Source organism: Rhodococcus sp. KBS0724, assembly GCF_005938745.2.
Taxonomy (GTDB): Bacteria; Actinomycetota; Actinomycetes; order Mycobacteriales; family Mycobacteriaceae; genus Rhodococcus_F.
This window is the reverse complement of sequence record NZ_VCBX02000002.1, coordinates 116,587-142,337: the sequence shown is the minus strand read 5'-3', so window position 1 is coordinate 142,337 and position 25,751 is coordinate 116,587. Positions and strand designations below refer to the sequence as shown.

General features: G+C 59.7%; 26 protein-coding genes and 2 pseudogenes. 15 read left to right on the top strand and 13 right to left on the bottom strand.

The annotated features are described in order from the left end of the window. Positions 1–609: 609 nt before the first annotated feature. The gene (locus FFI94_RS31565; RefSeq protein WP_138873853.1) at positions 610–822 is read left to right on the top strand and encodes a hypothetical protein; all 213 of its coding nucleotides are present in this window, start codon (positions 610–612) and stop codon (positions 820–822) included. Positions 823–2,336: 1,514 nt separating this feature from the next. Further along, positions 2,337–2,864 carry a hypothetical protein gene (locus FFI94_RS31560; RefSeq protein ID WP_144298311.1) on the top strand — a complete coding sequence of 176 codons (528 nt, stop codon included), beginning with the start codon at positions 2,337–2,339 and terminating at the stop codon, positions 2,862–2,864. A gap of 200 nt (positions 2,865–3,064) precedes the next feature. On the opposite strand, the gene FFI94_RS34480 is transcribed toward FFI94_RS31560, so the two are convergent. Together FFI94_RS34480 and FFI94_RS31550 are read right to left on the bottom strand one after the other, a co-directional pair. Further along, entirely contained in the window at positions 3,065–3,427 is a 363-nt protein-coding gene (locus FFI94_RS34480) for a hypothetical protein (protein WP_260684551.1), read from the bottom strand. Further along, on the bottom strand, positions 3,420–4,208 hold the full coding sequence (locus tag FFI94_RS31550) for a ParA family protein (protein WP_054781245.1): 789 nt from the start codon (positions 4,206–4,208) through the stop codon (positions 3,420–3,422). The genes FFI94_RS34480 and FFI94_RS31550 overlap by 8 nt, the downstream gene beginning before the upstream one ends. A gap of 1,134 nt (positions 4,209–5,342) precedes the next feature. On the opposite strand from FFI94_RS31550, the gene FFI94_RS34475 reads away from it, so the two are divergent. Further along, positions 5,343–6,065, top strand: coding sequence for a DUF2637 domain-containing protein (locus FFI94_RS34475; RefSeq protein WP_260684550.1), 723 nt, complete (start codon positions 5,343–5,345; stop codon positions 6,063–6,065). Between the two features lie 1,162 nt (positions 6,066–7,227). On the opposite strand, the gene FFI94_RS31540 is transcribed toward FFI94_RS34475, so the two are convergent. Then, entirely contained in the window at positions 7,228–7,794 is a 567-nt protein-coding gene (locus FFI94_RS31540; protein ID WP_138873850.1) for a hypothetical protein, read from the bottom strand. A gap of 401 nt (positions 7,795–8,195) precedes the next feature. Here FFI94_RS31540 and FFI94_RS31535 point away from each other — a divergent pair, with 401 nt between their 5' ends. Continuing rightward, the gene (locus tag FFI94_RS31535) at positions 8,196–8,912 is read left to right on the top strand and encodes a hypothetical protein (protein ID WP_138873849.1); all 717 of its coding nucleotides are present in this window, start codon (positions 8,196–8,198) and stop codon (positions 8,910–8,912) included. A gap of 77 nt (positions 8,913–8,989) precedes the next feature. Next, positions 8,990–9,949, top strand: a complete 960-nt coding sequence (locus tag FFI94_RS31530; protein ID WP_185993466.1) for a nucleotidyl transferase AbiEii/AbiGii toxin family protein — start codon at positions 8,990–8,992, stop codon at positions 9,947–9,949. Between the two features lie 311 nt (positions 9,950–10,260). Here FFI94_RS31530 and FFI94_RS31525 read toward each other — a convergent pair whose 3' ends face one another. Together FFI94_RS31525 and FFI94_RS34840 are read right to left on the bottom strand one after the other, a co-directional pair. After that, positions 10,261–10,638, bottom strand: a complete 378-nt coding sequence (locus FFI94_RS31525) for a hypothetical protein (RefSeq protein WP_260684549.1) — start codon at positions 10,636–10,638, stop codon at positions 10,261–10,263. Between the two features lie 317 nt (positions 10,639–10,955). Next, a complete protein-coding gene (locus FFI94_RS34840) occupies positions 10,956–11,240 on the bottom strand; it encodes a transposase (protein ID WP_397495598.1) in 285 nt (94 codons plus the stop codon). Here FFI94_RS34840 and FFI94_RS31515 point away from each other — a divergent pair. The 5 genes from FFI94_RS31515 to FFI94_RS31495 all read left to right on the top strand — a co-directional run bounded on the left by FFI94_RS31515 (position 11,148) and on the right by FFI94_RS31495 (position 14,603). Next, a complete protein-coding gene (locus FFI94_RS31515) occupies positions 11,148–11,606 on the top strand; it encodes a DUF952 domain-containing protein (protein WP_260684548.1) in 459 nt (152 codons plus the stop codon). The two genes, FFI94_RS34840 and FFI94_RS31515, sit on opposite strands and share 93 nt — an antisense overlap. A gap of 699 nt (positions 11,607–12,305) precedes the next feature. Continuing rightward, positions 12,306–12,542: a hypothetical protein gene (locus FFI94_RS31510; protein WP_138873847.1), complete on the top strand. Its 237-nt coding sequence runs from the start codon at positions 12,306–12,308 to the stop codon at positions 12,540–12,542. 176 nt (positions 12,543–12,718) lie between these two features. Further along, positions 12,719–13,168: an Rrf2 family transcriptional regulator gene (locus FFI94_RS31505; RefSeq protein ID WP_138873846.1), complete on the top strand. Its 450-nt coding sequence runs from the start codon at positions 12,719–12,721 to the stop codon at positions 13,166–13,168. 32 nt (positions 13,169–13,200) lie between these two features. Further along, positions 13,201–14,394 carry a globin domain-containing protein gene (locus FFI94_RS31500; RefSeq protein ID WP_138873845.1) on the top strand — a complete coding sequence of 398 codons (1,194 nt, stop codon included), beginning with the start codon at positions 13,201–13,203 and terminating at the stop codon, positions 14,392–14,394. Positions 14,395–14,405: 11 nt separating this feature from the next. Beyond that, positions 14,406–14,603, top strand: coding sequence for a hypothetical protein (locus FFI94_RS31495; RefSeq protein WP_138873844.1), 198 nt, complete (start codon positions 14,406–14,408; stop codon positions 14,601–14,603). Between the two features lie 38 nt (positions 14,604–14,641). Here FFI94_RS31495 and FFI94_RS31490 read toward each other — a convergent pair. The 3 genes and pseudogenes from FFI94_RS31490 to FFI94_RS31480 form a co-directional block, all read right to left on the bottom strand. Beyond that, a pseudogene (locus tag FFI94_RS31490) lies at positions 14,642–15,054 on the bottom strand (VOC family protein). Positions 15,055–15,273: 219 nt separating this feature from the next. Continuing rightward, complete coding sequence (locus FFI94_RS31485) at positions 15,274–15,468, bottom strand: hypothetical protein (protein WP_144298309.1); 195 nt, start codon at positions 15,466–15,468, stop codon at positions 15,274–15,276. Between the two features lie 492 nt (positions 15,469–15,960). After that, the gene (locus tag FFI94_RS31480; protein WP_138873842.1) at positions 15,961–17,961 is read right to left on the bottom strand and encodes a cutinase family protein; all 2,001 of its coding nucleotides are present in this window, start codon (positions 17,959–17,961) and stop codon (positions 15,961–15,963) included. Between the two features lie 206 nt (positions 17,962–18,167). Here FFI94_RS31480 and FFI94_RS33905 point away from each other — a divergent pair, with 206 nt between their 5' ends. From FFI94_RS33905 to FFI94_RS31470, 3 genes are all read left to right on the top strand, one after another. After that, positions 18,168–18,335, top strand: coding sequence for a hypothetical protein (locus tag FFI94_RS33905; RefSeq protein ID WP_185993464.1), 168 nt, complete (start codon positions 18,168–18,170; stop codon positions 18,333–18,335). A 329-nt stretch (positions 18,336–18,664) separates the two neighbouring features. Then, positions 18,665–19,120, top strand: coding sequence for a hypothetical protein (locus FFI94_RS31475; protein WP_138873841.1), 456 nt, complete (start codon positions 18,665–18,667; stop codon positions 19,118–19,120). Between the two features lie 121 nt (positions 19,121–19,241). Then, entirely contained in the window at positions 19,242–19,982 is a 741-nt protein-coding gene (locus FFI94_RS31470) for a zeta toxin family protein (RefSeq protein ID WP_260684546.1), read from the top strand. 258 nt (positions 19,983–20,240) lie between these two features. Here the strand turns inward: FFI94_RS31470 and FFI94_RS31465 are convergent, their stop codons facing one another. The 4 genes from FFI94_RS31465 to FFI94_RS31450 form a co-directional block, all read right to left on the bottom strand. Continuing rightward, the gene (locus FFI94_RS31465) at positions 20,241–20,522 is read right to left on the bottom strand and encodes a hypothetical protein (protein ID WP_260684545.1); all 282 of its coding nucleotides are present in this window, start codon (positions 20,520–20,522) and stop codon (positions 20,241–20,243) included. A 214-nt stretch (positions 20,523–20,736) separates the two neighbouring features. Then, positions 20,737–21,381 carry a TetR/AcrR family transcriptional regulator gene (locus FFI94_RS31460; protein ID WP_138873839.1) on the bottom strand — a complete coding sequence of 215 codons (645 nt, stop codon included), beginning with the start codon at positions 21,379–21,381 and terminating at the stop codon, positions 20,737–20,739. 158 nt (positions 21,382–21,539) lie between these two features. Beyond that, positions 21,540–21,743: a cold-shock protein gene (locus tag FFI94_RS31455; protein WP_138873838.1), complete on the bottom strand. Its 204-nt coding sequence runs from the start codon at positions 21,741–21,743 to the stop codon at positions 21,540–21,542. Between the two features lie 127 nt (positions 21,744–21,870). Then, complete coding sequence (locus FFI94_RS31450) at positions 21,871–22,164, bottom strand: MerR family transcriptional regulator (protein ID WP_138874091.1); 294 nt, start codon at positions 22,162–22,164, stop codon at positions 21,871–21,873. 889 nt (positions 22,165–23,053) lie between these two features. On the opposite strand from FFI94_RS31450, the gene FFI94_RS31445 reads away from it, so the two are divergent. After that, entirely contained in the window at positions 23,054–23,365 is a 312-nt protein-coding gene (locus FFI94_RS31445; protein ID WP_138873837.1) for a MerR family transcriptional regulator, read from the top strand. A gap of 99 nt (positions 23,366–23,464) precedes the next feature. Here the strand turns inward: FFI94_RS31445 and FFI94_RS31440 are convergent, their stop codons facing one another. Next, a complete protein-coding gene (locus FFI94_RS31440) occupies positions 23,465–23,836 on the bottom strand; it encodes a hypothetical protein (RefSeq protein ID WP_138873836.1) in 372 nt (123 codons plus the stop codon). Positions 23,837–25,359: 1,523 nt separating this feature from the next. On the opposite strand from FFI94_RS31440, the pseudogene FFI94_RS31435 reads away from it, so the two are divergent. Further along, positions 25,360–25,589 (top strand): annotated as a pseudogene (locus FFI94_RS31435) (hypothetical protein). The last annotated feature ends 162 nt before the right edge of the window (positions 25,590–25,751 follow it).

Here is a 25,751-nt window from a genome sequence, read left to right as displayed (position 1 = left end):
GCTGGCCGTCCTCGACGGCTGCGCGTTCGTCATCGTTGAGTGGGATCGCGATGAGTATGCGCTGCAGGTTGTCCTGTCTTCGAGCAGCTGCGCTTTGCCGGATGCCTTGGGGGCGTGGAAGTCACAGCGGGCGCACGCCATCCTGTGTGGGCATTGTTCGAAGAAGGTGTAGGTGCAATACCCGTGCCCGAGGTCGTAGTACTGCCACGGCTCGTCGTTGGCAGTGGTGCCGGAGGTGACGGCGCCGCGATCCTCCCAACAGGCATTTCGCTTCCGCTTTCCGAGCCTGCGGAAACCCACCGCAGTGTTTGACCTATCAAGTACGTGTTACCGGACGGAAACTGGTATATGGCGCCCGGTGCCGTATACGTTTCTCTTGGCTCTCACAGGCTTTCCAACCAACCACGTGATGGAGCGACGCCCCGCCGACGTGCCCCACCCCCCCCCCGATTCGAGGTGCCACCGGCGTAGGGCGCAGCTGATACTTGTCGCGTTTGTGGAATTTCTTCGAATGGGTGCGGCGTGTCAGCGGCGCCCGAAGCTGATTCTGGTTCAGGATGGTGCACAAGGTTCGGAACGTATTATTGCCAGACAGAAGGAGGCCGTGCCATGCCGATGCCCAGTAAGGGTGACCGGACGTCACTGACTGTCCGACTCCCGTCAGAGCTGATCGAGACACTCAAGACACAGCGGAGTTCGGCAGGCGCTACATCTCTGAGCCAGTACGTGGCTGACCTGATCGCGATCGCCAGTGATCGTGAGGATCTCGCGCTTGAACTCAATCGTGGACATGACCAGGGGGTACTTCCTCTGACTGCATAGCTGGACTGCACTTGTAACTGCTCCGCACTTGACCGTAGGAGCAGGCATTCAACTGAATTTATGCAGCACGTGAAAAAGGAAAAACCCCCGGATAACCGAGGGTTTTTCGAAAGTAACGAGTGACTAGCTCGCGACTCGTGTTGCACTTCCCCGAAGGGACTGTCTTGGCGGACATGTCTCAGGGTACATCGCGCCCTGAAATTGGTACAGGATCTACCGTTCGTGTCGGCTTGATTGAGTCGACGCCGGACCGCATATGGTCCCGTCTTGCTCCACTGCTTGCTGCTCGTCGGTCGATGCGGCTCTATGACGTGGCGCGGCAAGGCTTCGTGTCGGCACGTCCTTTGACGACGAAACTTCCCGTTGTGCCGGCGGCTGTCCCGTTGTTCTTGCGTGGTAGAGCTGCGGTCATTGCACTCGATTTCGACGCTAAACACCATGGTCACGGGGCGGTTGTTGAGGATGTCGCCCGGGTTTTGACGTGGCTTGGGGAATGTGGCGGCCGTGCGGTGGTCGATGTGTCGAGCAGTGGCGGTCGGCACGTCTTGGTCCCGTTGGCACCGGGGAGATCGATCGCTGTCAATGAGCTTCGCTCGCTGTTGGACCAGCTCGCTGTGAGGCTGCCCACGCTGGACATCACTCCCATGACGAATGCAGCGACGGGCTGCATCACTGTTCCTGGATCGGCATGCCGCGAAGGCGGTCATCGCCGGCTTGTCGAAGATCTAGCCACAGCAGTGGACTCCTTTGCCGTTAGATCCGACCCAGAAACTTTGCCCCGTCTCGCTGCCCTGCTCGGCGGTATCCCGACTCCGAATGCGCGTACAAGTGGAGTCCAGGCTGAAATCCACGCATCACACGTGAGCGACCGAATTATCGGTGCCGGCGATCATGTGCGTCTGCATCCGAGTTTCTGCCGTGCCGCGTCAACACCGCCTGATTCGGTGACTTTGTTCGCTGAGACAGGTCGGCTCGATACAACGAGATGGCCATCTCGTTCCGAGGCTCGTCAATCGGTCGTTACTCACGAGATCCTGATCGGAGCCACGCCGGCCAACGTTGTTGCTCGCTCATACACGTCAGAGTGGGCTGGTCTACGGGCTGCGTACGTTCACTATGCCAATCCGGATCAGGCCATACTCCGGGACGCTCTTCAGTCACTTAAGTGGGTCGCATCGTCCCTTCCAGAACCTGTCCGGGATACCGGGCACAAGATAAAGCACACAGGGGGGACTCACAGTCCGGCTTTACGGAAGTGGCTTACGACTGCAAGCAACTGGGTCACCCGTGAATACCAAGGTCGGAAAGACAGATGGACGACCTATGCGGTCATTCAGGCGCTTGCCTGGTCTGCCGCGGTCTCAGGACATGAGGTCGATGGTGTGCCCGTTGTCGGTGTAGGTGGGCGATCGCTCTCAATTGCAGCGGGGCTGCTTCCGGAGTCAACGGTCTGGTCGATACTGGGGCGTCTTAGGGAAACTCCAGGTTCTCCATTGCTTCTGATCGAACGAGGAATGGGCCAAAATCCGGATCGTTACGCGCTTGTCACGGCGGGGAGCGAGGGATCGAACGACGAGGTTGAGTTCTCCAGGCAGGAGTTGCAGATTGAATCAGTACATCCAGCTTGGAGCGTGATCGGATGGCGGCACAAGGCTGTCTATGACGTCGTTGCTTCATCGGCAGCACCCTTGACCATCGAAGATGTACTCGCGGCAGCTTCAATCGGTCGAACCAGTGGCTACGAAACATTGCTGGATCTTCGTGTTGCCGGTCTGATCGCTGTGGAAAACAACCAGATTGTTCTAGGTTCGGTCGATCTGGACACGATTGCGCATTTGCACGGATTGGCAACGGCAGTGCGTGAGCGGGTCGTTAGGCACCGGGCTGAGCGCATCGTCTGGCGTGAGTGGCTTGCTGCGCGGGAAGATGCCCGTACCCCACCTGATTTGCCTCTTGATCTCTATGCAGTTGTCGAGGACGCTGCGAACCCTCCGGACGAGGCCTATTACGCCGCGTTGTTGGATGCTGGGCCGTCAACCTGACTAGGTCATGGCCACTCCCCTTCCTGGTTGTCTGTGCGGTTTTGATCGCGTACTTCGCTCATGGGTGTCGGCTTCGGTGGATATCGGGTCGGAATCGTGTCGAGTTCTTCTCGAGGAGGGAGTTCTTCGGTTGGAATCGTGTCGTCGCGGTCGAACTGGGCGACTGGCTCGTTCCCCTGCCTTCGCTCCCCCACCGTGAGCTATTCGGTGATTTCCCCGTTTGCGTCGACGTCCGGGACGTTGTTTCGGTCCAGGAACTCTTGCAGTGCGACGTCGACGACCTGAGTGACCGCGTATCCGTGCTTGCTGGTGAACCAGTTGAGGCGCTTGGAGGTGTTCACCAGGATCCGGGTATTGAGTGGTTCCTTGGCGGGGCCACGCTTCGGTTCCAGGCTTGTGGTGGCCGCAGGAGCTTGGCGTGCTGCAGCCGGAGCGGGCACCTGAGTGGGTTGCTGAGCGACTTCCCGGGGCGCAGGCTCCGGAAGTACCCTGGCTGCTTCTTCTCTGCGCTGCGCGCGGGATGGTCGAGTGCTGGTAGACCCGATTCCGGGCGAATTAGACATTGATCTTCATCCTCTCAGCGATCTGTCGTGCTGTTCTCTTGTAGTCGCCGGCTGCGGTGCTGCTGGGGGCATGGAGCGAGACCGGGATCTGTTTCGCTGTTGCCTCACCCACGCGGATGGTTTGGGAGATCTCGCCGAGGTACTCGTCCGGCCAGTCGCGTCGTAGGTTCTTGCGAACGTCCTTTGCGAGCTGGGTGCGTCCGTCGAAGTTCGTCACGAGCACGAAATGGATGTCGACGTCGGCGTTCAGTCCTTCCTGAACATCGAGCACTGTGTTTCCCAGCCCGACGAGGGCTTTGAGTTCGTCTGCGCCTGGTGAGACGGTGGCGAGGACACTGTCCGCTGCTGCGATGGCTGCAGTGGTCAACTCCCCCAAAGACGGTGGGCAGTCGATGACGACGATGTCGTAACCGGTCAATGCGTCGAGTTCACGTGCCAACCGGGCTTGCCCTCCGGCACCGAGGCCGGTTCGTTCGAGCTTGCGCAGTGCAAGGTCGCCGGGGGCAACGTCCGGTCCGTGTGTGCTGGCCTTGATGACTTCGGTGAGAGCGACACGCTCCGAGCGGTCTTCGTGGAGTACCTCGTACATGGTGGCGTCGTCGCTGCCGAGTTCGATTCCGAGTCCCTGCGTTGCGTTCGCCTGTTGATCCAGATCGATCAGGAGGACTTTGAGTCCGAGGAGGGTCAACTCGACGGCGAGGTTGGTAGCTGTCGTCGTCTTTCCGACGCCGCCCTTCTGGAGTGCGATCGCAAGTACGCGTGCTTGTCTGTGCGAGGTCATGCCCGCACCTCACTTTCGGTATCGACGGCGGGTGCTGGGATCACTTGCCGATCAACGGCTGCGAACATCAGCGTGAAGTCAGAGTCATTGGGGCGGCCGGTGATTTTCTGGAAATGGATGTCTTCTCGAAATCGTCGTACCGGTTCTTGCGCGCGGTCGCGCATGCACGGCTGCGCGCTCTCATGCACGCAACCATACTCGCATGAACACTTGCTAGCAACTATGCAAGCATGCACGTATCGATGCGCGCACGCTTGCGTGTATGAGTGCAAGTATGCGCGCATTCGCACATGCAAGTAAACATGCTTTGGTGTTGGCAAGTTTGCAAGCAATTAAACATGCGTTATTGCACGCACACATGAAAGCAAATTTGCGCGCAAAGTTGCTTGTAAAATTTGAAGCAAAATTGCAAACATGAATGCGTGCAAACAAGTGAGCAAGCTTTCACGCATACATGCGAGCATCTATACATGCGTAGAAGCATGCAAACTTGCTGGTTTGTTTAATTACATGTTTGCGAGCACTTGTTCATGCTTGCATGACAGCAAATATGCAAGCATGTGTGCGTGAAACAATGCACGAACAGATGCACGTGATGATGCGCGCAAGCTTGCAAGCATTCTTGCTTGCTTGTGTTTGTTCTTGCATTTGGGAACGAAATCTTGCAGAATTGCCAGCACCGCAGAGATGCGAAAACGCTGCGATCCATCTCAGCAAGAAACGTCTTCTACCAGCGGTTACCGCGAACTGAGATGCGAAAATGATGGGATATTCTCAGCTCAACTAGCTCGTCCGAAGCCGCAAAATTTCGCAATCCGCTCACGGATAATCGCACGATCGATCGCCGAAAACCGCCACGAACCACCATTTGCGAGAGCTGCGAGTGCCGCAGTGGGACTGAGCACCGTCTGGTCTCCCCTGCCTTTTCGCTCGACTTCTCACATTTCGTATCTGCGAAACCATACGAATCGCACCACAACCGACATAAGAGAGGACGGCACAGTGCCTCCATTTCGGAACTCGCTCCACTCAGATAGCGCAGCCGGCAGCACCCAGAACGACGATCAAACCGACAATTCTGCGCGGGACGAGGCCACCACCAGTCCCAGTCGAGCGCCGTTCTGGAGCGCTGTAGTGCTCACTGGAGTCATCACGGTGGCCTCATTCGTACTCAGCTTCGCGGCCTTGTGGGACCTCTTCACGCAAGTCGGACAACCTAGAGAGCTCTCATGGTTGTTCGCAATCCTGCTCGACGGCGCCATTCTGCAAGCCACAATTTCGGTCGTCTGGCTTGCTGACGCGCCAGGGGAGAAGGGGAGAAGCGATCGTCGCTTCTTCTGGATAGTGCTGATCTTCTCCGCGACCGCCAGCATCTTCGGCAACGCACTGCACGCGTATACCAACCACGCGCCAGGATTCAATCCATGGTTGGCCGCTGTCATCGCAACCATCGCACCGGTAGCCCTGCTGTTCTCATCCCATGGACTGACGATTCTGGCTCGTCGATCACGACCACATCCCACTCCCTCCTTGATCGCCAGCAAAAATGAAACAGCAATCCCTCTGCCGGCTATCCCTGAGGCGAACGAGGAGGAAGTAACGGGGGATCCCTCGACCGATCCATCCAAAGAAGACTTCAATGCGCCAGAAGAGCTCTCAGAGTCCGAAATCAAGAAATTCGCTTCAAATGAGGACAGAAAAGAGTATGCACTTGCCCTGAACGCGAGTGGATCGTCGATGACAGACATCGCAGCAGCCGTCGACCGGTCCCCATCCACCATCTATCGGTGGATCGACGAGGCGAAAGAAAGCCGTCCGCTCGTCCCTCAAGGACGCCAGCTAACGAATGTCGGTTAAGGGACACGATGGGGGAGGGGTGGTCATGTCACCACGATGCAGCAATTCTCCTGAACCCATCGTCCAGCCGTGCCGGTCGCGACCAGCGCATTCATGCCTTTGAGTACGCACGCATACATGCCCGCATCTATGCGTGCATGTATACAAGCACCTATGCGTGCAAGTATGCGCGCATGAACGACCGCAAATATGCGTGCAGCAGCGCCTGCTTGCAGACATGCAATTGTGAGTGCCAAGGTGCAAGAAAACTTGCGCCCATCCCGCTCATCCAGCACCGAGATCGAGCGCTTCACGGATTCAGGTGAGGACAGAGCGGGCGTGCCGGGCGGAGACCAGGTGAGCCCAGTTCCGGTGAATGACGACCGACAGGCAGGCCAGACGAAGCGAAAACTCGCGTCCGATATCGCCCTCATTCATCGCGTGTAGCCAGGGACTGTTCTGCAACGCCGCGCGACCGTAGTTATCCAACCAGTGGCATCGAATTCGAAACCAGCCCCTGCATTTGTTTCCTACGCCTGTCCCGATCGTCGGGGTGGGGCTTGGTCGGCGGGACCCACCGACGCTAGACCTGTGAGCGCAGCGCCGGTGGGTACGCATCGGTCCGACGCGATGCACTTTCCCCTTCGTCCAACTCCGGCTGTGACCGCACGGGAGGTGGACCCACTGCGGCGGCCCCGCTCGAGAACTTGCCGCCGCACGAGAAGGCATAACCAGTGGAGCGAGGACTAAAACTTGAGGCCTAGACATGACGAAAGTTTCCCACCTCTTGGAGGTGGGGGATTTTCGTCGGTTAAGGAGTGCCAATGGCAAGCCACGGCTGTGGAGGTAATCCGACGAGGCATGACACCCTGCAAGGAAATTGTGTGCCTGATTCTCTGCTGTTTCGGCACATGCCAGGGTGTGCGTCCAAGAGTGTCCGTGCACCTGTTCTTGGCCGACTCGCGCATTGTGCTGCTAGAAAGTGCAGCGCTGCACTTGGGGCAGTGCAGCAGGCATCCAGGCGCGTTTGCGAAGTTGTTCGGCAACAGCCGACTTGGATTCGATAGTCGATTCGCGCGTCGTCGGTGAGATTTGCCCGAAGTGCGGTGAATCCACGGTCGTGTATCGAGAGAATCGGGTGGAACTCAGTTTCCGCTGAAGCTGCGGGCAATCTGCGAGAATTTCACGGGCGGACGGTGACGTTGTGTCGACTGGGACCCAAAACGGTGACTCCGCGCACGGCTGTGGCGACAGCATTGTCGTGGAGGAACACTTTCGTCTTGTCCGCGGCGTGGACGACCGCATTCCCGGTGGCATGAACTGTCGCCATGTCGTAGGCGTTGACCATTGTGTTCTCCATGGCGTTGACCTCGGCCTTGTCGCAGGCGTTGATGGTCGAGTTGTTGTGGCCGGTGACCCTGCAATTATCGAAAGCGTCCACTGTGGCATTTGTGTAGGCGTGGAGTTCAGTAAAGCCGGTGACCTGAACTATTGATGAGTCTGAGGCGACGATCGTGACTCGTGGGGGGAGTTTCTTCGTGAGGTTGATTTTCACCTGGGAAATGCCGGTGATGCGCATCGTCCAGGCTTGTTTCGCGGTGGTGAAGTGTGTGTCGTCGAGTTCGAACAGTTGATCGGCGTCGACGATGATGGTGCGGGCACCGGTCGCGAGTCGGGAATGGATGTCGGATGGTTTCGCGCAAGGGGTTTGTGGTCGTGGAGTCCGCCGGGCGTGTGCGTGAGTGGTCATGCGTGGCCCTTCTTTTTAACTGACTAGCGAATTCGGTGGTGAGACTGATTTCGAGACTAGGCGCTGTTGCCAGCGGTTGATGGATTTCGGCGCCGGTGTCAGGGTGTTGATCTCACTTCACATAGTGAGCACAGAATTTTGGTGTCGGCCACACGTTGGTGCGTTGGTATCGGGTCTCCATGCGATGACGATGACATAGCTGTGTAGGGATGCGTTATCCGCGTCGCGGGTACCGATTTCCTTGTGTCGTTTCTCGTCGGCTGTGGCTCGCTGTTCGTGAAGATAGGGGAGTGCGGCGCGCAGTTCTCGTCCGAAGGCCCTTCTCGGGAGCTTCTCGTGTCACATTGTTCAGCTTGATCTGCAAGTTCGCCTATAATAGGGGATTGCCGGAGGTGGGATGGATGATGGTTTCAGCAGCGGTGGAATCTCAGGTTCCGCAGCGCCAGGTGAGACCGGGTTCTGCGCGCGCTCGAGTGTTGGGCTCGGCGGAACGGTTTTGGCACCATGACGAACTCCCCGGAACGTCGAAGACAATCAGCAACGTGCTCTCCAATCTTGTCCGCGAGGGTGAATTGATTCCGGTGCGGCGCGGCGTGTACTGGCGTGGGGTGAAGACGCCGTTGGGTATGAGTCCGCCGCCGGACTCCGCGGTGGTGGCCGAGCTGGTGGGCGATATGAAGGGTGTCGGTCCTGCGGGGCTGTCGGCGGCAAGCGCGTTGCGGTTGTCGACCCAGGTTCCCAGGTTCCGGCAAATCGCGGTGCCCGGTAGGGCGCCAGCGGGAACGTCGACGGTGAAATTTTTGACGCGTTCGGCGCGGCCGGGTCGTGCCAAGGCGGATCTGACGGGTCTCGAGGTGGCTTTTTTGGAAGTGCTCGGTGATCTGTCGGTCAGTGAACTCAGTGCGCAGTTGTCGTGGAACCGGTTGCTCGAGGTGCTCGGATCCGAGTCGGTACGCCCAGAGAAGTTGGCGGTCGCTGCGGTCACGGAGCCAGGCGTCACCCGTGCTCGGTTGCGGGCGATGTTGACGAGTTGTGGGCGGGATCGGTTGTCGGCGCGGATCCCGCCGGCGGACAAACGGACTGCTGCTCGTGCCCTCGATTTCGAGCACGAGAAGTGAGTTCGCGCCCGGTCATGTTGTGGCGGAACGAGAATGAGTCGATTTTTTCTCAGACAGTAGCTGCGGCGGCATCGAAGTTGAACATTTCGGAGTTGGCGGTCGCCAAGGACTACTGGGTGTGCGAGGCACTGCGCGCTGTTGTTTCGCATGCCGCCGATGACCTCGTCTTCAAGGGCGGCACCAGCCTGGAGAAGATGCGTCTCGTGCAACGGTTTTCCGAAGATCTCGACTTGTTGGTCACCGGCCGGTACGGCAACAAGCGGGCAACCGAACGAGCATTGAAACGCATGTGTGAGGCTGCAGCGGACGCAATTCCCGGTGCGGTCGCGCTCAAACCTGAAAACGGTTCCGGCGGAGAGAAAGGGGCCGAGGGCACCGACGACAGCTTTTGGCGCAAGGTCTATATCGAAGTGCCTCTCGCTCCGGAGTTGGACACGATGGGGATCGCCGATCCGACCCGCATCATGCTCGAGTTCGGTCAGGCAGGGGGACCGACACCGACACAGGTGATGCCGGTGACCAGTCTGCTCGGACGTGAACTCGAGGCTGCGGGTGTGCCGATCGCGGCGTATCCGGATCTGGCAAGTTTTGAGGTGCGGATGTTGCATCCGGGCCGGACGTTGATCGAAAAATTGTTGCGTATGAACAATTTCGTGGCACGAACCCGCGGCGGTAGGGGACAGGCCGATGGGTGGTCGAGGATCGGACGGCAACTCTACGACGTGTGGGCGTTGCTCGGTGACCACACCGTGCTGGAGTTGTTGTCCGACAAGGAGACCGCTCGTGCGATCGTTCGTGACTGCATCGTCGTCTCGCAGGCCTATCCGCTGCCGGATGAGGAACCTCCGGTAGGGGGATTCGCGGCCTCGGAAATCTTTTCCCGCGAGTGGAGACATTCGGGGGTGCTGCGGGTGGAGCATGAGAAAGCGATGCGGGGCCTCTACTACGGCGTGGATGCGCCCTCGTTCGATGTGGTGCTCGATCGAGTAGAAGAGTATCGCAGCTTACTTGATGTGAACAGTTCCGATCGGACCTGAAAACAGCTGCAAGACCAGAAGATTGATCTGTTTCATCGGCGCAATTTGCGCGATTGAGTCGATGGGACCATGAGAGTTTCATGCCAGCATGTCACTCACGGCCGTCATCAGGTGGGCGCGAACGATACTGAATGCGACTGATCGCACTTCCCGACTCGCAGGCGAAACATGCACGCTGGCAGTCAGACTCGAAGATGAATTAGCGCAGACTATGAAAGCGCGCTACACGCAGTTCGAAGATCAAATCTTCATAGCTATGAACTGAACCGCGGGGCGGACGAAATCTCGATTAGACCGGAGCACGTGTACCGTCACGAATCCCTCAACATCACCCGCGAAAGCATCTGCTCCATCTGAGGCCACCCCAACGACAGATTTGCGGCCTGCATACTCAACCGGGTATTCCACTCCGGAGCAAACGCATCAAACATCACCCGTGCAGCAGGAGCTAAGACATCACGTTCAACCGCGAAGACGGTCTCCACATCCCAATGAGACTCCCCATCAACGGACTCGGGCTCCCCGAACATCGAAGTTAAACGCTCGCTCGCATAACCCAGCGCAACCAAATCCGATGCACTGTAAGAATCTTTGCCCACAAAAGCCCCCGCATCACACCTCGACAACAACGTCCACATCATTTTGCCGCAACTGGCCGAACACCGCCCAATACTGGCAGCCTCAATCATGTCGGAACCTTCGGATACCATCGAAATCGCGACGAGCACCAGGTCGCCACACTGACCAGACCGCAGCGAAAGCTGAAGTCCTGACCTGCACGAACGTTTGCAGGTCGGTCACACGTGGCGACCTGATTCTCATTCATCACCACAAGCCAGAGTTGACGCGACACCGAACCTGGTCGATCCGCGTAGCTCGGGACTGTTTCTAGCTCCTCTGTCAGGCAGCAGCGTCGATGACCGTCAGTGACTGGTCTACGACCATGGCACGGAAGACGACATCGGAAAGTCGACGCTTGAGAACCCGAAGTGCTTCCATACCTCCGTCACCGTTCTTTCGGCGTCGGTCGAGCAACTCGCGGGCGGGTGCGTGGCACCGTGCTTGAGTCAGAGCGATCCGGTGAATACCTGCATTGATTTGCCGGTTCCCTGTGCGCGAGAGACGATGTCGCGCATGATTCGACGACCACACTGGTAACGGCGCGGCCGGCGTTGTGGCGGGCGAACGCATCCTTGGAGTGGAATCGGCCGACCTGCGCGGTCTCACCGATGATCTTCGCCGCGGTCAACGCGCCGCAGCCCGGGATCGCCAGCAAGGACGGCGCCAGCACGGTGGTCCGGGAAGTGATCTCGGCGGCGAGTTCATCAATCTCGACCGTCAGGCGGCGAAGTCCGACACATGCGCCTCAACTTTGACAAAGGCGCTGGCCCGATCCATTTTCGCCGGCTTTATCCACGCTGCCACTGCTGGGGATCTCGAGTATGTTCTCGCGACAGTGTACGGAGACCTCCGACTTCCACTGGTAGTGGTGGTTATCGATCAGGATGCCCTCCTTGCTGCGGGGGTCTCGATCAGCTGGGACGAGCGCAGCCCATCGCCTCCTGGTACAGGCACGCGAGTTCCCCGGATCTTGGGAGAAATACCGCTGGATCCGGACATCGTCCTCGATGTTCTCCCGATCGAGGAAGTCGGCTAGGAATGGATCGTTCCCGACGTGTCCGCATATACGCTCCGAGATGCGACGCGGTAGTCAACAAAAACCAGGTAAGCCGACTTTCCGGCTAATGGTGGTGAGTAGGGTCAGGTCATCGAACAATTTTGCGCACCGGTATCTCGCCGGTGTCGCTTACAGCGTCTGATGTCACCGATGGTTGACTCCACCGATCCGCCTACACCGCCGATTACGGGCCCACAAAACCTTCGGCAGAATAACGTGGCGGACAGAACCGCGCAACATGGGGCCGATGCCCACACGTGCGATCTCAAGCGTGACCGTTGGTGAGTCGCTCGACGCAAAAAATATACGACGGACTTCGGCGGCGGACTGATTCCAGATCCAGTCCATCGTCGTTACCCCCCCGTTGACAGTTGTCGTTCAAGTGCGATGTACGGTGAGCGAACCGTCGGTAGCTTAAGGTTAACGATAATCTGAATCGTACTGTTACGGTGAGTTACTTGAATGTTGTTTCGTCTTCATTAGGTCGGGGCCGAATGGAGCTCCATCTGCAATGAAACTATGTAGCACAGTGCATTTCCGGATCGAAAGTCCCTGTACATCATTTGTTCGTGGTTGCGTTCGACGCATTGATCGGCCTCACCGAGATCCGATCGACGCTTGCGGGATCATTGCAGCACCGATCCGCGTTGCCGGTATCAGCGTCAAAGCGGTGGCACCATGACGAACACGTGTCGGCGCGAAGCCGCATTGCTCGCCGTGTTTCTGGCCCAATTCGAACCCGCAGCCGAGGGGCAGAAACCGACTGTCACTCGCCTCACGGCACGTGAGATCGTCCAGTGGCGAGAGGACTACGCGCAAGCGCTGCAATGGTCAGCTGCAACGAGTTTCAGCGCGGACGACGTCGTCGCCATCAAGGAAATGCGTCGACGGTACGGTTTTGCCTCCGCCCTCTGAGAGCGCATTACGTGGACGATGTGGCCGATTCGACCTTTCGGCAACAAACCAAATTTTGCACGATCGGTGCCGCTTCACAGCGTTTCTCGACTATGTCGACGTGGTGCGTTGGGCCTTGGTTGAGATCCCCCTCACATAAATAGTCATCTCAGATGTGAATTATGTAGGTTCAGGTCATGCAACTGACGCAGTTCACCGATCTGGGATTGCGTGTCGTCATGCGGTTGGCCGTACTCGACGCCGATGCTTCCCCCAGTACCCGGGTAATTGCGGAGCAGCTCAACGTGTCGTATTCCCATGCCACCAAGGTGGTTACACGGCTCGGCGAGTTGGGCATCGTGACAACTAGGCGCGGCCGCGGCGGTGGTCTTTCCATCACCGAACTCGGCCGCACCGCCACCATCGGCTGGCTGGCCAGACGCCTGGAAGGGTCGGGCGAGGTCGTCGACTGCGAAGGCGACAAGCCGTGCCCGCTGCGCGGGGGTTGCCTCCTTAGGAGTGCATTGCGCGACGCTCAGGAAGCGTTTTTCATTTCGCTCGACGCGGTCACGATCGAAGACGTCATCCGGCAGCCGTCCAAAACTGTTCTGCTTCGCCTCACCACTCGGAGCGACGAAGCAAGCTGATCAACGTCAATTTCGACCGAACGGAGCAGCTCATGCTTTCCCCACAGTCAACCGAGGTCATTCGCGTCACTCTTCCCGTGGTCGGCGCCGCCATCGGCGATATCACAACCCTGTTCTACCGCACGATGTTCGACGCCCATCCCGAACTAGAACGCGATCTGTTCAATCGCGGCAATCAGAAGCAGGGCGAACAGCAGAAGGCGCTGGCGGGCGCCATCGCGGCATTCGCGACATTGCAGCTCGAACCTGACAGCGCCAAGGTTGATCTCATCCTTTCGCGTATCGCGCACAAGCATGCGTCGCTGGGGATTACCCCTGACCAGTATGCGATCGTGCATGAACACCTCTTTGCGGCGATCGTCGAAATACTCGGCGATGCAGTCACTCCCGACGTCGCAGCAGCCTGGAACGAGGTCTACTGGCTGATGGCGGAAACCCTCATCGCGATGGAGCGAGGCCTCTACCAACTCGCCGGAGTCGCAGCCGGCGACGTCTGGCGGACGGTGCGAATCACCGAACGGGTATTGCAGTCCGCCGATACCGTGTCACTCACCCTCACTTCACTCGACGGCAGCGCGCTCCCCACATTCGCTCCCGGACAGTATCTTTCAGTCGGCGTCATCCTTCCCGACGGCGCTCGCCAGATCCGGCAATATAGCCTGTGTTCCGTGCCGAGCAGTGCCGACTGGCGAATCAGCGTGAAGAGAATTTCGGGCACGCCCGACGGTGAAGTGTCGAACTTCCTCTACAACAACACGTTCGAAGGTTCCGAGCTGTCGGTAACCACACCGTTCGGCGATCTGATGATGCCGGATGACAACTCACCACTGCTGCTCGCATCTGCCGGAATCGGATGCACACCGATGATCGGCATGCTCAATCATCTCGTGGACACCCGCGCTGAGCGTTCGGTCTCTGTCATTCATGCTGATCGATCCATCGCCGATCATGCTCACCGCGCAGAACTCAGCACGCTGGTCGGCAAGATCCCGGCCGCAACATTGCACCGGTGGTACGAGGATCTCGGCACGCACGTTGCGTTCGGATCGGTTCACGAAGGACGGGCGGATTTGCAAGACATTGCAGTGGAGCCCAATACCCAAGCCTTCCTTTGCGGGCCGATGCCGTTTATGTTGGCGATGCGCGCATCGCTGCTCGAAAGGGACGTCCCGGCACAGAATATCCACTACGAGGTCTTCGGGCCCGACAGCTGGGCCAACACCTGAGCGGAGCCGACATGACGGAAGAGCAACCGGTGGAGACGCTTTCGCGATGGTCCGACTCCGGAGCGACGTGGCGGGTTCTACGGCGCACCTCCACATCGATCACGATCTCACTACGACGCTGCGACGGGGGCGAGGAATTAGAGCGCCTGACGTCATCCGATCCCGACCTCCTGGAGTGGATCGGTGACCGTGTGAGCAGCGAGGACTGACTAGACCAACGCACCGCTACCCGCGGTCGACGGGCAAGTTATCCGTGAAATCGTTGTGCGATCAGCTCTCGGGGTAGTTGCTCGGGGCCCGGGTGGGCGACGATGACGCGGATGCCGTCAGGATCGCAGCCGTCGACGAAGGTCACTCCACCGACTGTCTGGGTGAAGGTGGAGGCATCGTATGCGCGTAGACGCTCACTGATCCGCGTAAGTTCCTCTTCTGTATCAGCGGACCACATGACGTAGTGGACGCCGATGTTGCTCATGTTGCGCCGGGATGCGCCCTTTTGCACATACATGTAGATCTGAAAATCATCCGGCGTCAGGAGAAGCACCGCATCGCGTTCACGCAGTGCGACACGGCAGGAAAACACGTCGCAGTAGTAACTCACCGACCGATCCAGGTGGCTACTTGCATCACCGACGAGGCAACTTTGGCGGCAGCACACATTTTTCTCTCCTAACTCCCGAACAAGCCAGAGGTCTTCACAGTACTGTCGCACTCGGTGTATTGGCTTTTTCTGTGACTCAAAGTCCGCATGCACCAGAATTCGCTGCTGACGTCGAACAGATCGTTCGCCAACTCCCGCTCCGAGGTGCAGCGTTCCTCGCCGGGTTCCAATAGGGCGTCTGATCCAGCCTGCCGGATCACACTCCAATAAGTAGATGACTACCTTCGATTCGGCCAGTTGGTTCGGGCATCGAGGTAGCGCGCCCAGTCGCGGCGAGCATAGTTGGCCCACCGACTGACGGCATGGATATGCGAACCGAGCAGCTCGGCGACCACCGGGGCAGGGAGATCTTCGGTGAGAATATGGAGAGCGGAGTTGCGACTGATCCTGACCGGGATATCGAAGTCGGACATCGCCACCCCGCCGGACGGGCGTGGCGAGCCGTCCCGGGCACGGTGGGACTGGGAAACAAGAATGGCGAACCTGTCTTTCTAGCCAAAGGATGGGTGATGGCAGTTGCTACCAGTTCATCCACCAAAGTTGCGACTGTCGGTGGCAGCTGAACCGGGTTGCGAGCAAAAATGATGCTGGTTTCGTTTCCTCGTTGCTCGACGGCGCTGGTGCTGAGTGCGAGGATTCGGGTGAGAGGGATCCCGTACAGCAGCAACAGAAGTCCGGCGACACGTAGCGGCAGTTCGAGGGTGGCGTCGGTGAAGTCGCCGGATTCTTCGTGCGTGTTCATCGCGCGTCCGCGACCTCGGTGGGAAATGCCGATGGCCTGTGCGGCACGGCGGCGTCACCGATAATTCCGCGTTGGCGTAGCCAGAGAACGAAACCGGTGATCCGGCAGGTTCGGTGCCCGTTGATGGAGGTCCAGCGGTCGAGCTGGTGCTGGTTCAGATCGACTATCGCGCGTGTTGGATTTGGAGTGCGAACCAGTCGGTGAGCCATTGGATTGCGTTGCGGCCGGTGTTGTCGACGGTGAGTTGTGTGTAGTTGGTGTGTGCGCCGGAGGCGACGAATGCGGCGGCGTCGAGTCCTTGGCCGACGAGTGCTGTTAAGTCTTCTGCGTCTTGTGTTCCGGCCATCGCGGTCAGGGAGCGGGTTAGTCCGCGCAGGTCCATGTTCTGGGTTCGGCGGCTGATCTGGGTGGACGAGACGGATGGAGAACTTTCTTTGCCCAGTAGTGATGTGTCGGTTTTGGTTGCTGTGCCGGTGAGCATTGTTGTTGCGGCAGAGGCGAGGTCGAGCCCGATCGGGAGCAGTCCGGCGAGTGCGGCCGGGTTTCCTTCGAGAACCGACCAGGCAACTTCTTGGATCTGCCCGACGTTGTTGGCGATGCGGGTGATGTCGACCCTGGAGAGGATATTGCAGACGGCGGCCGCGATCTGCGCGGTGCCGGTCGGGTCCGGGATGGCGGTGAGGATCTGCGAGATCCATGTGAGGTCGACGTCGGCGGCCATTGTCACCAGTGGTGCGAACTGGTTGTTGAGATCTCCTGCGATCTGGTGGGCTCCGGCGACGTCGAGAGCGGCCACTTTCTGCGGCAGCATCGCGAGATCATTCAGGATTGCGGGGTAGTTGATGGAGGTGATGCCGGTGGCGATGTTGAGGACTTGATCGACCACGACCCGCGGCTTGAGAACTGCCAGCACTCTAGATGCTTGGCCGAGGACGTCCGGCGGTGTGGTGACCAAAGGTGCTACCTGGTTGCCTAGTGCCGCGGCGGTGGCGGCGAGCGCGCCGGCTTCCGGTGAGCTTGTCGCCAGGGATGTGTTCCCTGTGTCGATCAATTGCGTTGCAGCGGCCGCGATCCTGTTTACGTTTGACAACGCACCGGGGAGATTCGAGGCGTGGGTGTTTACGAGTACTTGGTTGGCGGCGTTCTCCGCAGTACCTGCAGGTGCGTTGGACAGGGTGCTCGTCGATGCTGGGTTCGCAGCCTCGGACGTGAGAAGCTCCGCCAACGGGCTCAAGGTGCCCAGCAGTGCTGTCGCGCTGTGGGCGACGCTGGAGACGTTGACAGATTGCCGCGCGGGAGGGTTGAGCGCTGCTGCGAGGCCTGCAACGTCGGCGCCGATGCCGCTCAGGTTGGCGTGGGAGAAATCGGACGTCAGTGCCGTCGCGAGACGTGAGCCGCCGCCGACGACGGGGAAGTTGGTGGATGCGCCGGGCGACTTACTCAGGACGGTTCCGAGCGCACCGAGAAGACTGTTGCGGCTTTTGTCGATCGAGCAGTAAAGGTCTTGGGGGTCGCAGATGGTCGCGACTCGTCCTGCGAGCGTGCCCATTCCGTGGGGGCGGGGGTCTGCGATTCCGGTTCCGGTGGCGGATGGGCCGACGACGGATTCACCGTCTGTTCCTCGGCCGGGGTCCGCGAGTAGGCCGACGGCGAGGACCTTGTCGGAGCTGATCGGGCCTTTGCCGTTGCCGATGGCGGAGGCGATGTCTCCGGTGGCATCCGCGCCTTGGGAGTAGCCGGAGAAGATGAATGTTGTGTGGGGGCAGTTCGCGGCGACAGTGCTTACTTTGTCGTTGATGGCGTCAATTGCCGTTTCCTTGCTGTCGCCGTAGGTTTTTCCTTGATCGAACGCCGAAGCAGCGTACGGGGTGTAGAACAGCTCGACATTGTCGCCGTACGTCGTTTTCAGCGAATTGCCCACCGGTGCGAGCATCCCGACAGGAACGCTGGGATCGGCGTCGGACGTTGTCTCCCACGTCCCGGGGGTCATCACTGCAAGTACGTCGGTGCACCCCGGCGTCGTCGCGGATGCGAGTGTGGGAACCGTGAGCGCCAGGGTTCCCGCTCCGAGAGTGGATATGCCGAGCCCGAGCGCTAATATGCGGCGGCTCGAATCCGTCTTTCTGGTAGGTCGGCGGCCGAATGGTGTTGGTGCGGGGGACATGTGAGGTGGTGTCCGTTTCTGCCGGGGCGATGTTGTGCTCAGTGTCGACGGCAGTGGGTTCGGGCGACAAAGTCACTGTGGATAACTTTGCTGCTGGGGCCGGTGCATGCTCTTGCAGGTCCGGATGAGCCGGCCGCCGCGGACGTCATTGTTGAGAAGCGCTCGCCTTGGGCGATACTGACAGTGAAGACTCGGAAGGAACAGTCATGACGGACTCGACACCACAGGGCGCTGCACATGTCACTGACGCGCGGATCAATGCGGCGCGGGCCAAGTTGATCATCGACAAGAAGCTGAAGAGGGCGTCGAAGCCTCAGATCAAGAGATTGGCTCAGCTCAAAACGAGTGGTGAGCGGCGCCTCATCGCCAGGTGACCTCTCAGTTCAATGCTCGGCCGGCACTGTTCGGCCGCATCCGTGAAAATAACCAACGCCGCCCCGGATCCGGGGCGGCATTGGCGTTGTCGGTAGGGCCTATGCTCTGACGCCGTCACCGCCTGCCGGGACACACCCCGGCTGATCTCGCGGTCGATCCGGATCTGCCGCCCGTCGCAAGGGTGAACGGCGTGCCTGCGCGGTGTTGTCGCAACTGATGCCAGCTGCGGGAGCGTCGGGGTATCAGTCGGTGGGGTGCGGGGCGCTGGGCATCACCCGCTAAGGCGCCGCAAGGTGATACTATTTGGTATAACTGCAGTTGGAGGGAGATGGCGATGACCATCGATTACGGCATCGAGCGGGACCTGCGGGCTATCCCGGCGGAGAAGGAACTGCTGCAACTCAAGCTTTTGCGCGCGGTGGGCAAGGCAACCGGCGAGAACGTCCCCCAACGCACGATCGCGGTGATGCTCGGTGTCGCGCAACCCGAGGTGAGCCGGATTTTGAAGAAGCTGCGCCTCAATCCTGCCGCTCGTGATCGGAGTCCGCGTGAGGTGATGCTCGAACATGCGGCCGGCCGTATCAGCCACGAACAGATGATGAACGAACTCCGCGACTGGGATTACACGTTCGGCCATATCGCCTCCGATGACCCGATCGGTGAATCGTATGTGCGTGGGTCGTGGGATCAGATCGAACGTGCGGGTGATCTTCTCACTGACGACGATCGCCGCGTACTGTTCGAGGCCACGGCGAAGGGGCGTGCGCAGGCGAATGCACTCTGAACTTTTGGAGGCGGTCGCAGCTCAACTCGAAGCATGGTGCATCCCAGGGCAACCGTTGGACAAGAACGGTCCGCGCTCCTCGACCCGCGCCCGGGATGCATTATCGCGCAGCAGAACTCGCATGAACATCGTCGAGATGTACCTGTCCGAGCAAACCGACGTCGCCGTGGGGCGGCAGTTCTTGGCGCTCGCGACGGCTGGGCCGCCGGCGGCGGGAAAGAGTTCGAGTATCGAACGCCGGGAGTTGGCCGGGCAGGGGTGGCGTGTCGTCGACGCGGACCGAGTCAAGGACTATCTCCTGCGTGATGCACTCGATCAGGGGTTCTACGACGACCTTCTCGATCAGGTTCTGGCAGACGGTCACCGGTTGATGCCGCGCGAACTCGCGACGCTGGTGCATACGGAGTCGACGGTCATCGTCGACGCTATCACCGAGCGTTGCCTCGGGATCGGTGAAAACGTGGTGCTGGAAGGAACATTCAGCTGGCCGGGGCTCGGTCGACGGTTGCTTGCCGAGCTGGCGGAGGCGGACTATCAGAAGTTGACGATTCTCGATGTCGAAGCGCCAGTTGATATCACGAAGGCGCGTGCACTCGGTCGGTGGTGGCGGGGCCGTGAAACTGCTCTGCGGGGCGGCGATGATTTCGGAGGGAGGTTCACCCCGGCGTTCGTCATCGACGCTCTCTACAGCGGCGGCGCGGTATCGACGGTCTGTGCCAGCAATGCTCGCGCGGCGTTCGATGATCCGCTCGCCGCGGACATTCCTACCGTGGAGTTGTTGATCGAGAACTGGGGCGGCGACGATGAGACGTGGGTGAAGGAGAACGGACGAGTGGTCTACCCCCACACCTTCGTTATATGAGCGGTAGCACCGTCTATGTCGGTTCTCGAAGTGCCGACGTGATTGTTGTGTCGTCGTTGCCAATTTTCTTGGAGTGCAGTGATTCTCGGTTGCGGGATAGAGATCACGACTGTCCAGGGCGGTGACCGCCGGTCAGTAGTCCAGGCCCTCGTCGTCTTCGAATGAGCGCAGTTCCCGGAACGCAGCACGTTGTTGTTCACGCATCCCTTCGCAGTATGCCAGTACATCGTTGGCCTTGAGTCGGGTGTGGGAACCGACCTAGTGGGCTGGTGTTTCCCTCGATTGGATGTGCTTCATCAGGGTGGGACGGGAGATGTCGAGCATGCCTGCAGCGTTCGTGGTGGTGAGCCCATCCAGGATCGAGCCGAGTGTGACGGCCCCGCCAGCTGCGACGATTCCTATCACCTCGGTGAGGATGCTCGCCAACTCCGGTGGGACCGCGGACGCGAGTGCCGCAGCGTCGACTGCTCGGCTTGTGCGGCTGCGGTATCTGTCACGGTTAACGTGGTTTTTCCGTTGCCGCGATCGTCGATGGTGCATTCATCGCTTCAGGCCTCTTGCACGTGACCTGGCGTCGGTGGTTGCAGTTATAGGTGAAACCAGGTTGGGTGAGGTTCGCGCTGATGTGAACACACTGATCGGCCGACAGCGGCGTGCAGCGCGCTTGGCTCGTTCTGTCGAGAACTCGTGTCTAAAATCCTTCCCGAGGCGGCCAGGGTACATCTGACACACGGTCATGGGGGTCTCGGATTATCTAACTCATCTCTACACTCGCGCATGCCGAAAGATGCGCGTCGGTCAGGTTCTGCATCCGGGTCGTGAAATCGCGCTGGTCTCCGATGACTCGGATGATGGTGACGGTTCCGACGAATCCCGCGCACAGGTTCCATGCGAGTTGACGGGTGAGGGAGTTGTCGGGGAGCTCTCCTGATTCGATCGCAGAATCAACGAGCAGGTTCGTGATATCGATCCAATAGGTGAATGCTTCTCGGGCGCCGTCGATTCCGGTTTCCGCAGCGAGTCGGAGACCGGCACGTGCGAGCGGACTGACTGCGACAGACGCCGCAAGGTCCCGGAAGAATGAGTTGATCTCGGCGACGGACTGTTGCGGTGACGCCTGCACGGCTGAGTACGCATGATGCAGCGCGCTCGACCAGTGCGCGAGGAGTTCTCGAGCTATCGCTTCTTTCGAGTCGAAGTGGAAATAGATTGCGCCCTTCGTCGATGACGAGGCGACAACGAGAGCGTTCAGTGAGGTGGCGGCATAACCGTCGTAGGCGAATGCTCGCGCAGCGGCTTGGAGGATTTTTGCTTTGGTGATCGTTGCCCGCGGTTGGCGGGGGCGCTGTGAAGATACTTGCGTGATGGCCGGGTGTTGTTGATGGGTGGGCTCGGTCATGTCGCGATTCCTGTCTTGGACGGGTCGGCTGTCGTGCTCTCGGGCCACACCGGGTGTGGTTGCTCTGTGTCGAAGCTCGTTGATGGCCCGAAGGGCCGCCGCGACGTAAGAAGAGGGCCACACCCTTGCGGGTGCAGCCCTCTTCTTGTGGTCTTTAACTAGACAGTGCGCACATCGGTGGCCTGGGGGCCCTTCTGGCCCTGGCCAACCTCGAACTCCACACGCTGATTCTCCTCGAGCGACTTGTAGCCGCTGCCGGAGATCTCAGAGAAGTGAACGAACACATCCGGTGTTCCGTCGTCGGGAGCGATGAAACCAAAGCCCTTTTCGCCGTTGAACCACTTCACGATGCCCTGCGCCATACAAACTCCCTACACAATCGATCCGGGTTTCACATCGAAGTCCCGATCTCGATGTGCTTATCCTCCCATGCCGTGCGGGCCACCCTTACTGCGGAGTACGAATACGCAGGGTTCCGGCGCTCGGGGATCAGGGTCCGTCGGGCGGGGCGCCAGGTCCGTTCGTCTGCTGTTGGGTGTGTCGAAGTTCGGCGTTGATGCGGCGGGCTTCGGCGAGTTGATCTTCGAGGATGATGATCCGGCACGCCGACTCCAGCGGGGTACCGGCGGCGACGAGTTCGTGGGCGCGGGCGGCGATACGGAGTTGGTAGCGGGAGTATCGGCGGTGCCCGCCGTCGGAGCGTTGCGGGGTAAGGAGTTTCGCGGCGTCGAGACTACGCAGGAACGCTTGCCGCACACCGAGAATGTCGGCGGCCTGGCCCATGCTGTACGCCGGGTAGTCTTCGTCGTCGAATTTGCCGGACAGAGCATTGATCGCGCTGTCGGGTGTTTCTGCCTGAATGGGGTGTCCTCTTTCGTTTACTGGACTGGCCCCCGAGGCGTGAAAAACGGCAAGGAACGGGAAAGAGCGGGCCCCCGGCGCAACGGGGGGTGGGTGCGCCGGGGGCCAGATGATTGAACTCACTTGCACAATCTGCACTCTCGCGACCTGCTGGACTCGTGGGGACGTCCGGCCGTCGCCTATTAGGGTCTTCCGAGCCGTTTACATACTGGACAAACACACTTTTCGGTCTCGGTACGGCCCTGACTACGGTACTGCGTGCGGGCAGTTCATCTCCCCCGCACTTCTTGATTCGTTCCTCGCTACGACACAAAAGATACAACACCCTTGTGAGAATGTCTACCCTCATCGCTGTAGATATTTTCCAGTGAACACAGAGGTATATCTGACCAGGAAAAACGCGTCGATCGTAGTCCGTGAGGGCAGCATCGGAAGGAGGGCGGTGCGCGAGAGTCCGCGCCGCAGGGCCCGGTGGCAGTTTTCGTGAGGCTGCAATCCGATCGACGCGGCGACGAGCACTGGGTCGATCACTACAACGCAGACGCACGAATGGCTACCCGGCTTTACGAAAATGCAGGCCACACGCAGGGCTTGGCGCGCGTGTCGCATGTGGTACTGCCCTGGTGCGGCGCTTGCGGTGGCCGGAGGGAACGCCCGAGCGTGAGGGTTCGGATCTCGTGCCCTTCCTGGGCGGCGAGAAATTATCCTGTCCGCTTGGATGCAGGAAATCTGTATCGTAGGGAGGAGATTGTTTCATTTCACATGAGCTCTGGAGGCGCGTGACCAGATGACGACCCTCGAAGGAGTGGCCATGACAGAGAAGCTAGGGGCACGTTCACGGCGCGGGGTGTACGGGATTTCGGTGATGGCGGAGCTCTCCGGGGTGGGTCCGCAGACACTTCGGCTGTACGAGCGGCGGGGGTTGTTGACGCCGGTGCGGACAGGTGGGGGTACCCGAAGGTACAGCGAAGCGGATCTGGATACTTTGGGCCGGATCACCGCGTTGCTCGACGCCGGCGTCAACCTCAACGGTGTTCGGTTGATTCTCTCACTCGAAGCCGAAAATTCGATTCTGGCGGCGCGGGTTGCCCAGTTGAGCGAATCCGCCGAGGGGCGAGGATGATTACCGCACCGCCGCGAGCAGCTGTGTTGGGTTCTCCGGCAGTAGATGAGGAACGATCCTTTCCCCGGGCCGGGCCGGGCTGGGCCGGGCTGTTGTGGTTTATCCCTCGGACTGTCCGATGTTGCCGAAGTCTAGGTCCGCTTCGATTTTGTTTCCGTCGGTTTCGAGATGTTCGAGGGCGGAATCGAAGGCGTCGATGAGCCATTGATCGTTGGCTTCGGTGAGGAGTTCGTGGGGTGCGTCGTCGTGGCCGGATTGAAAGATGCGAACGAGCCACGAGCCGCTGGCATCGGGTTCGTCGGAGAGTCCCTGGGGTGTGTTGGTGGCGACGACGTAGCGGCTGTATTCCAGTTCGACGCGAATGGCGTATTCCCCGGCGAGATTGACGACGTTCGCCGGCCGCTGGGACGCCGCAGCCAGCGCGATCAGCGCGTCGTTGTACTTTTCCGAGTATTTCCCTCTCAGGGGCATGACAGTCCTCATCTGTGTGTCGGCCGCTGCGGCATGACGCGGGCAAGGCTCGAGGTCCGTCGCCGCGCCCTAACCGGGGAACCGCAGGCGATCGGGTCCCGGTCGGGGCGGGCGATGAACGATCTATCAAAGCATGTGTAGGGGGATGTGCTCGTGTCAGGGGAGTTGCGGGCAGGAGAAAGTGCAGCAGCGATCGAACTGTGGGGTTTTTCGCTGCGTGACACCCCGCGCCGGTTGCGGGACAGCTTCTCCTTCCGTGTGGTCGGCACGTTTTTCCTGGTCAGATATACCTCTGTGTTCACTGGAAAATATCTACAGTGATGAGGGTAGACATTCTCAAAAGTGTGTTGTATCTTTTGTGTCGTAGCGAGGAACGAATCAAGAAGTGCGGGGGAGATGAACTGCCCGCACGCAGTACCGTAGTCAGGGCCGTACCGAGACCGAAAAGTGTGTTTGTCCAGTATGTAAACGGCTCGGAAGACCCTATTATGCGACCGCCGGACGTCCCCACGAGTCCGGCAGCTCGCAAGAGTGCAGATTGTGCAAGTCAGTTCAACCATCCGGTCCCCGGCGCACCCACCCCCCCGTGGCGCCGGGGACCGGTCTGTGTGCCGGGTCTGTATCCCGGAAATGTTGTGCCGGCCACGGGGCCTCAGGGAATCACATGATGGTCAGATCGACGACGGAGTATCTGACAAAACTGCGGGCCTGGAGGGCGCAGGAACGACGGTGAAGGTCCGTGCCGAGTCTCCCTCGAAGCTCGATACTGCCTCGACGTGCTGCCCGAGGTGGCGGGATTTGCCTGACTCGACGTCTTCTGTCACCGGGCCCGACGGAGGAATTCGGATCTACACGCCGGCCTCAAAGCCGTGACGGCGGAGGCGTTTCGACTGTAATCGGCCGCTTCGAGCATCGCCGGATCGCTACCGGTCCGGCGAGTCGCAGATGGGTCTGGGTAGTCGTCGTCGAGTTTTTCGGGCAGTGCGTGATCGTGCTGGCAGAAGTTTTTGCCCGAATGGGATGCCTTCTATCGGTCAAACGGACGGGACCCCCGGCGCCGTAGAGGCCGCCGGGGGTCTGGGTTGAACTTCCTTTACACAACTGCACTCTTTCGAGCTTCCGGACTTGTGGTGACATCCAGGAGCCGCTCTGAAAGGGGCTGCCGAGACCACACACAAACATCAGCTTTTCGGTCTCGGCGCGACCCTGCCCTGCGGTACTGCTTGCGGGTGGTTCATCTTTCCCGCACTTTGTTGCTTCGTTCTTTGCTTACGAGAGAAAAGATACAACACTGATCCGAGAATGTCTACCCCAATGGCTGTAGATATTTTCCAGTGAGTGGCGGGGGTATCGGTGCCCCGGGTAAATGGCAGCTCTTCGGTGATCCTGCTTGCTGGGCTGCCCGCCTGAGACCAGATATAGAACCACTCCGCTACGCGCACAGCCCTCACTAACAGTAGTTTCGTCGTGAGTGTGCGACGAACGGTGCGCGCGAGTGGGTGTGGTCGGGGGAGAATCCGTGAATGAACGAAAAGAGCGGCCGAAGCAATAGAGCGACGGGTGTTGGATCGAGGGTCAAGGTCGCTGTGCGCGGTCCTGGCAGCGGCGGTGTGGTGATCGAGGACTATGCGGACATGGTCATCGATTTGGAGTCGGTGGGCGCGATTGGGCTCCGGTGCATCGGTGGGCGGTCGCACTCGATGACGGAAGACTGATCGTCGCCGATGGCGACGATCTTGTAGCCGCGGACTAAGCTCGAGCACGGACACCCTTGTCGCGGTTGGGTTCCGAGCATCGACGAGGGCTGGCTGCACTGGGAGTTCCCCTAGTCCTTCACCATGTCTCACCTGACGCTGTCTCGGCAACGGTCGTTACTGGGCACCGGTCCTCATGGGACATTTCAAGGCCGAGCTCA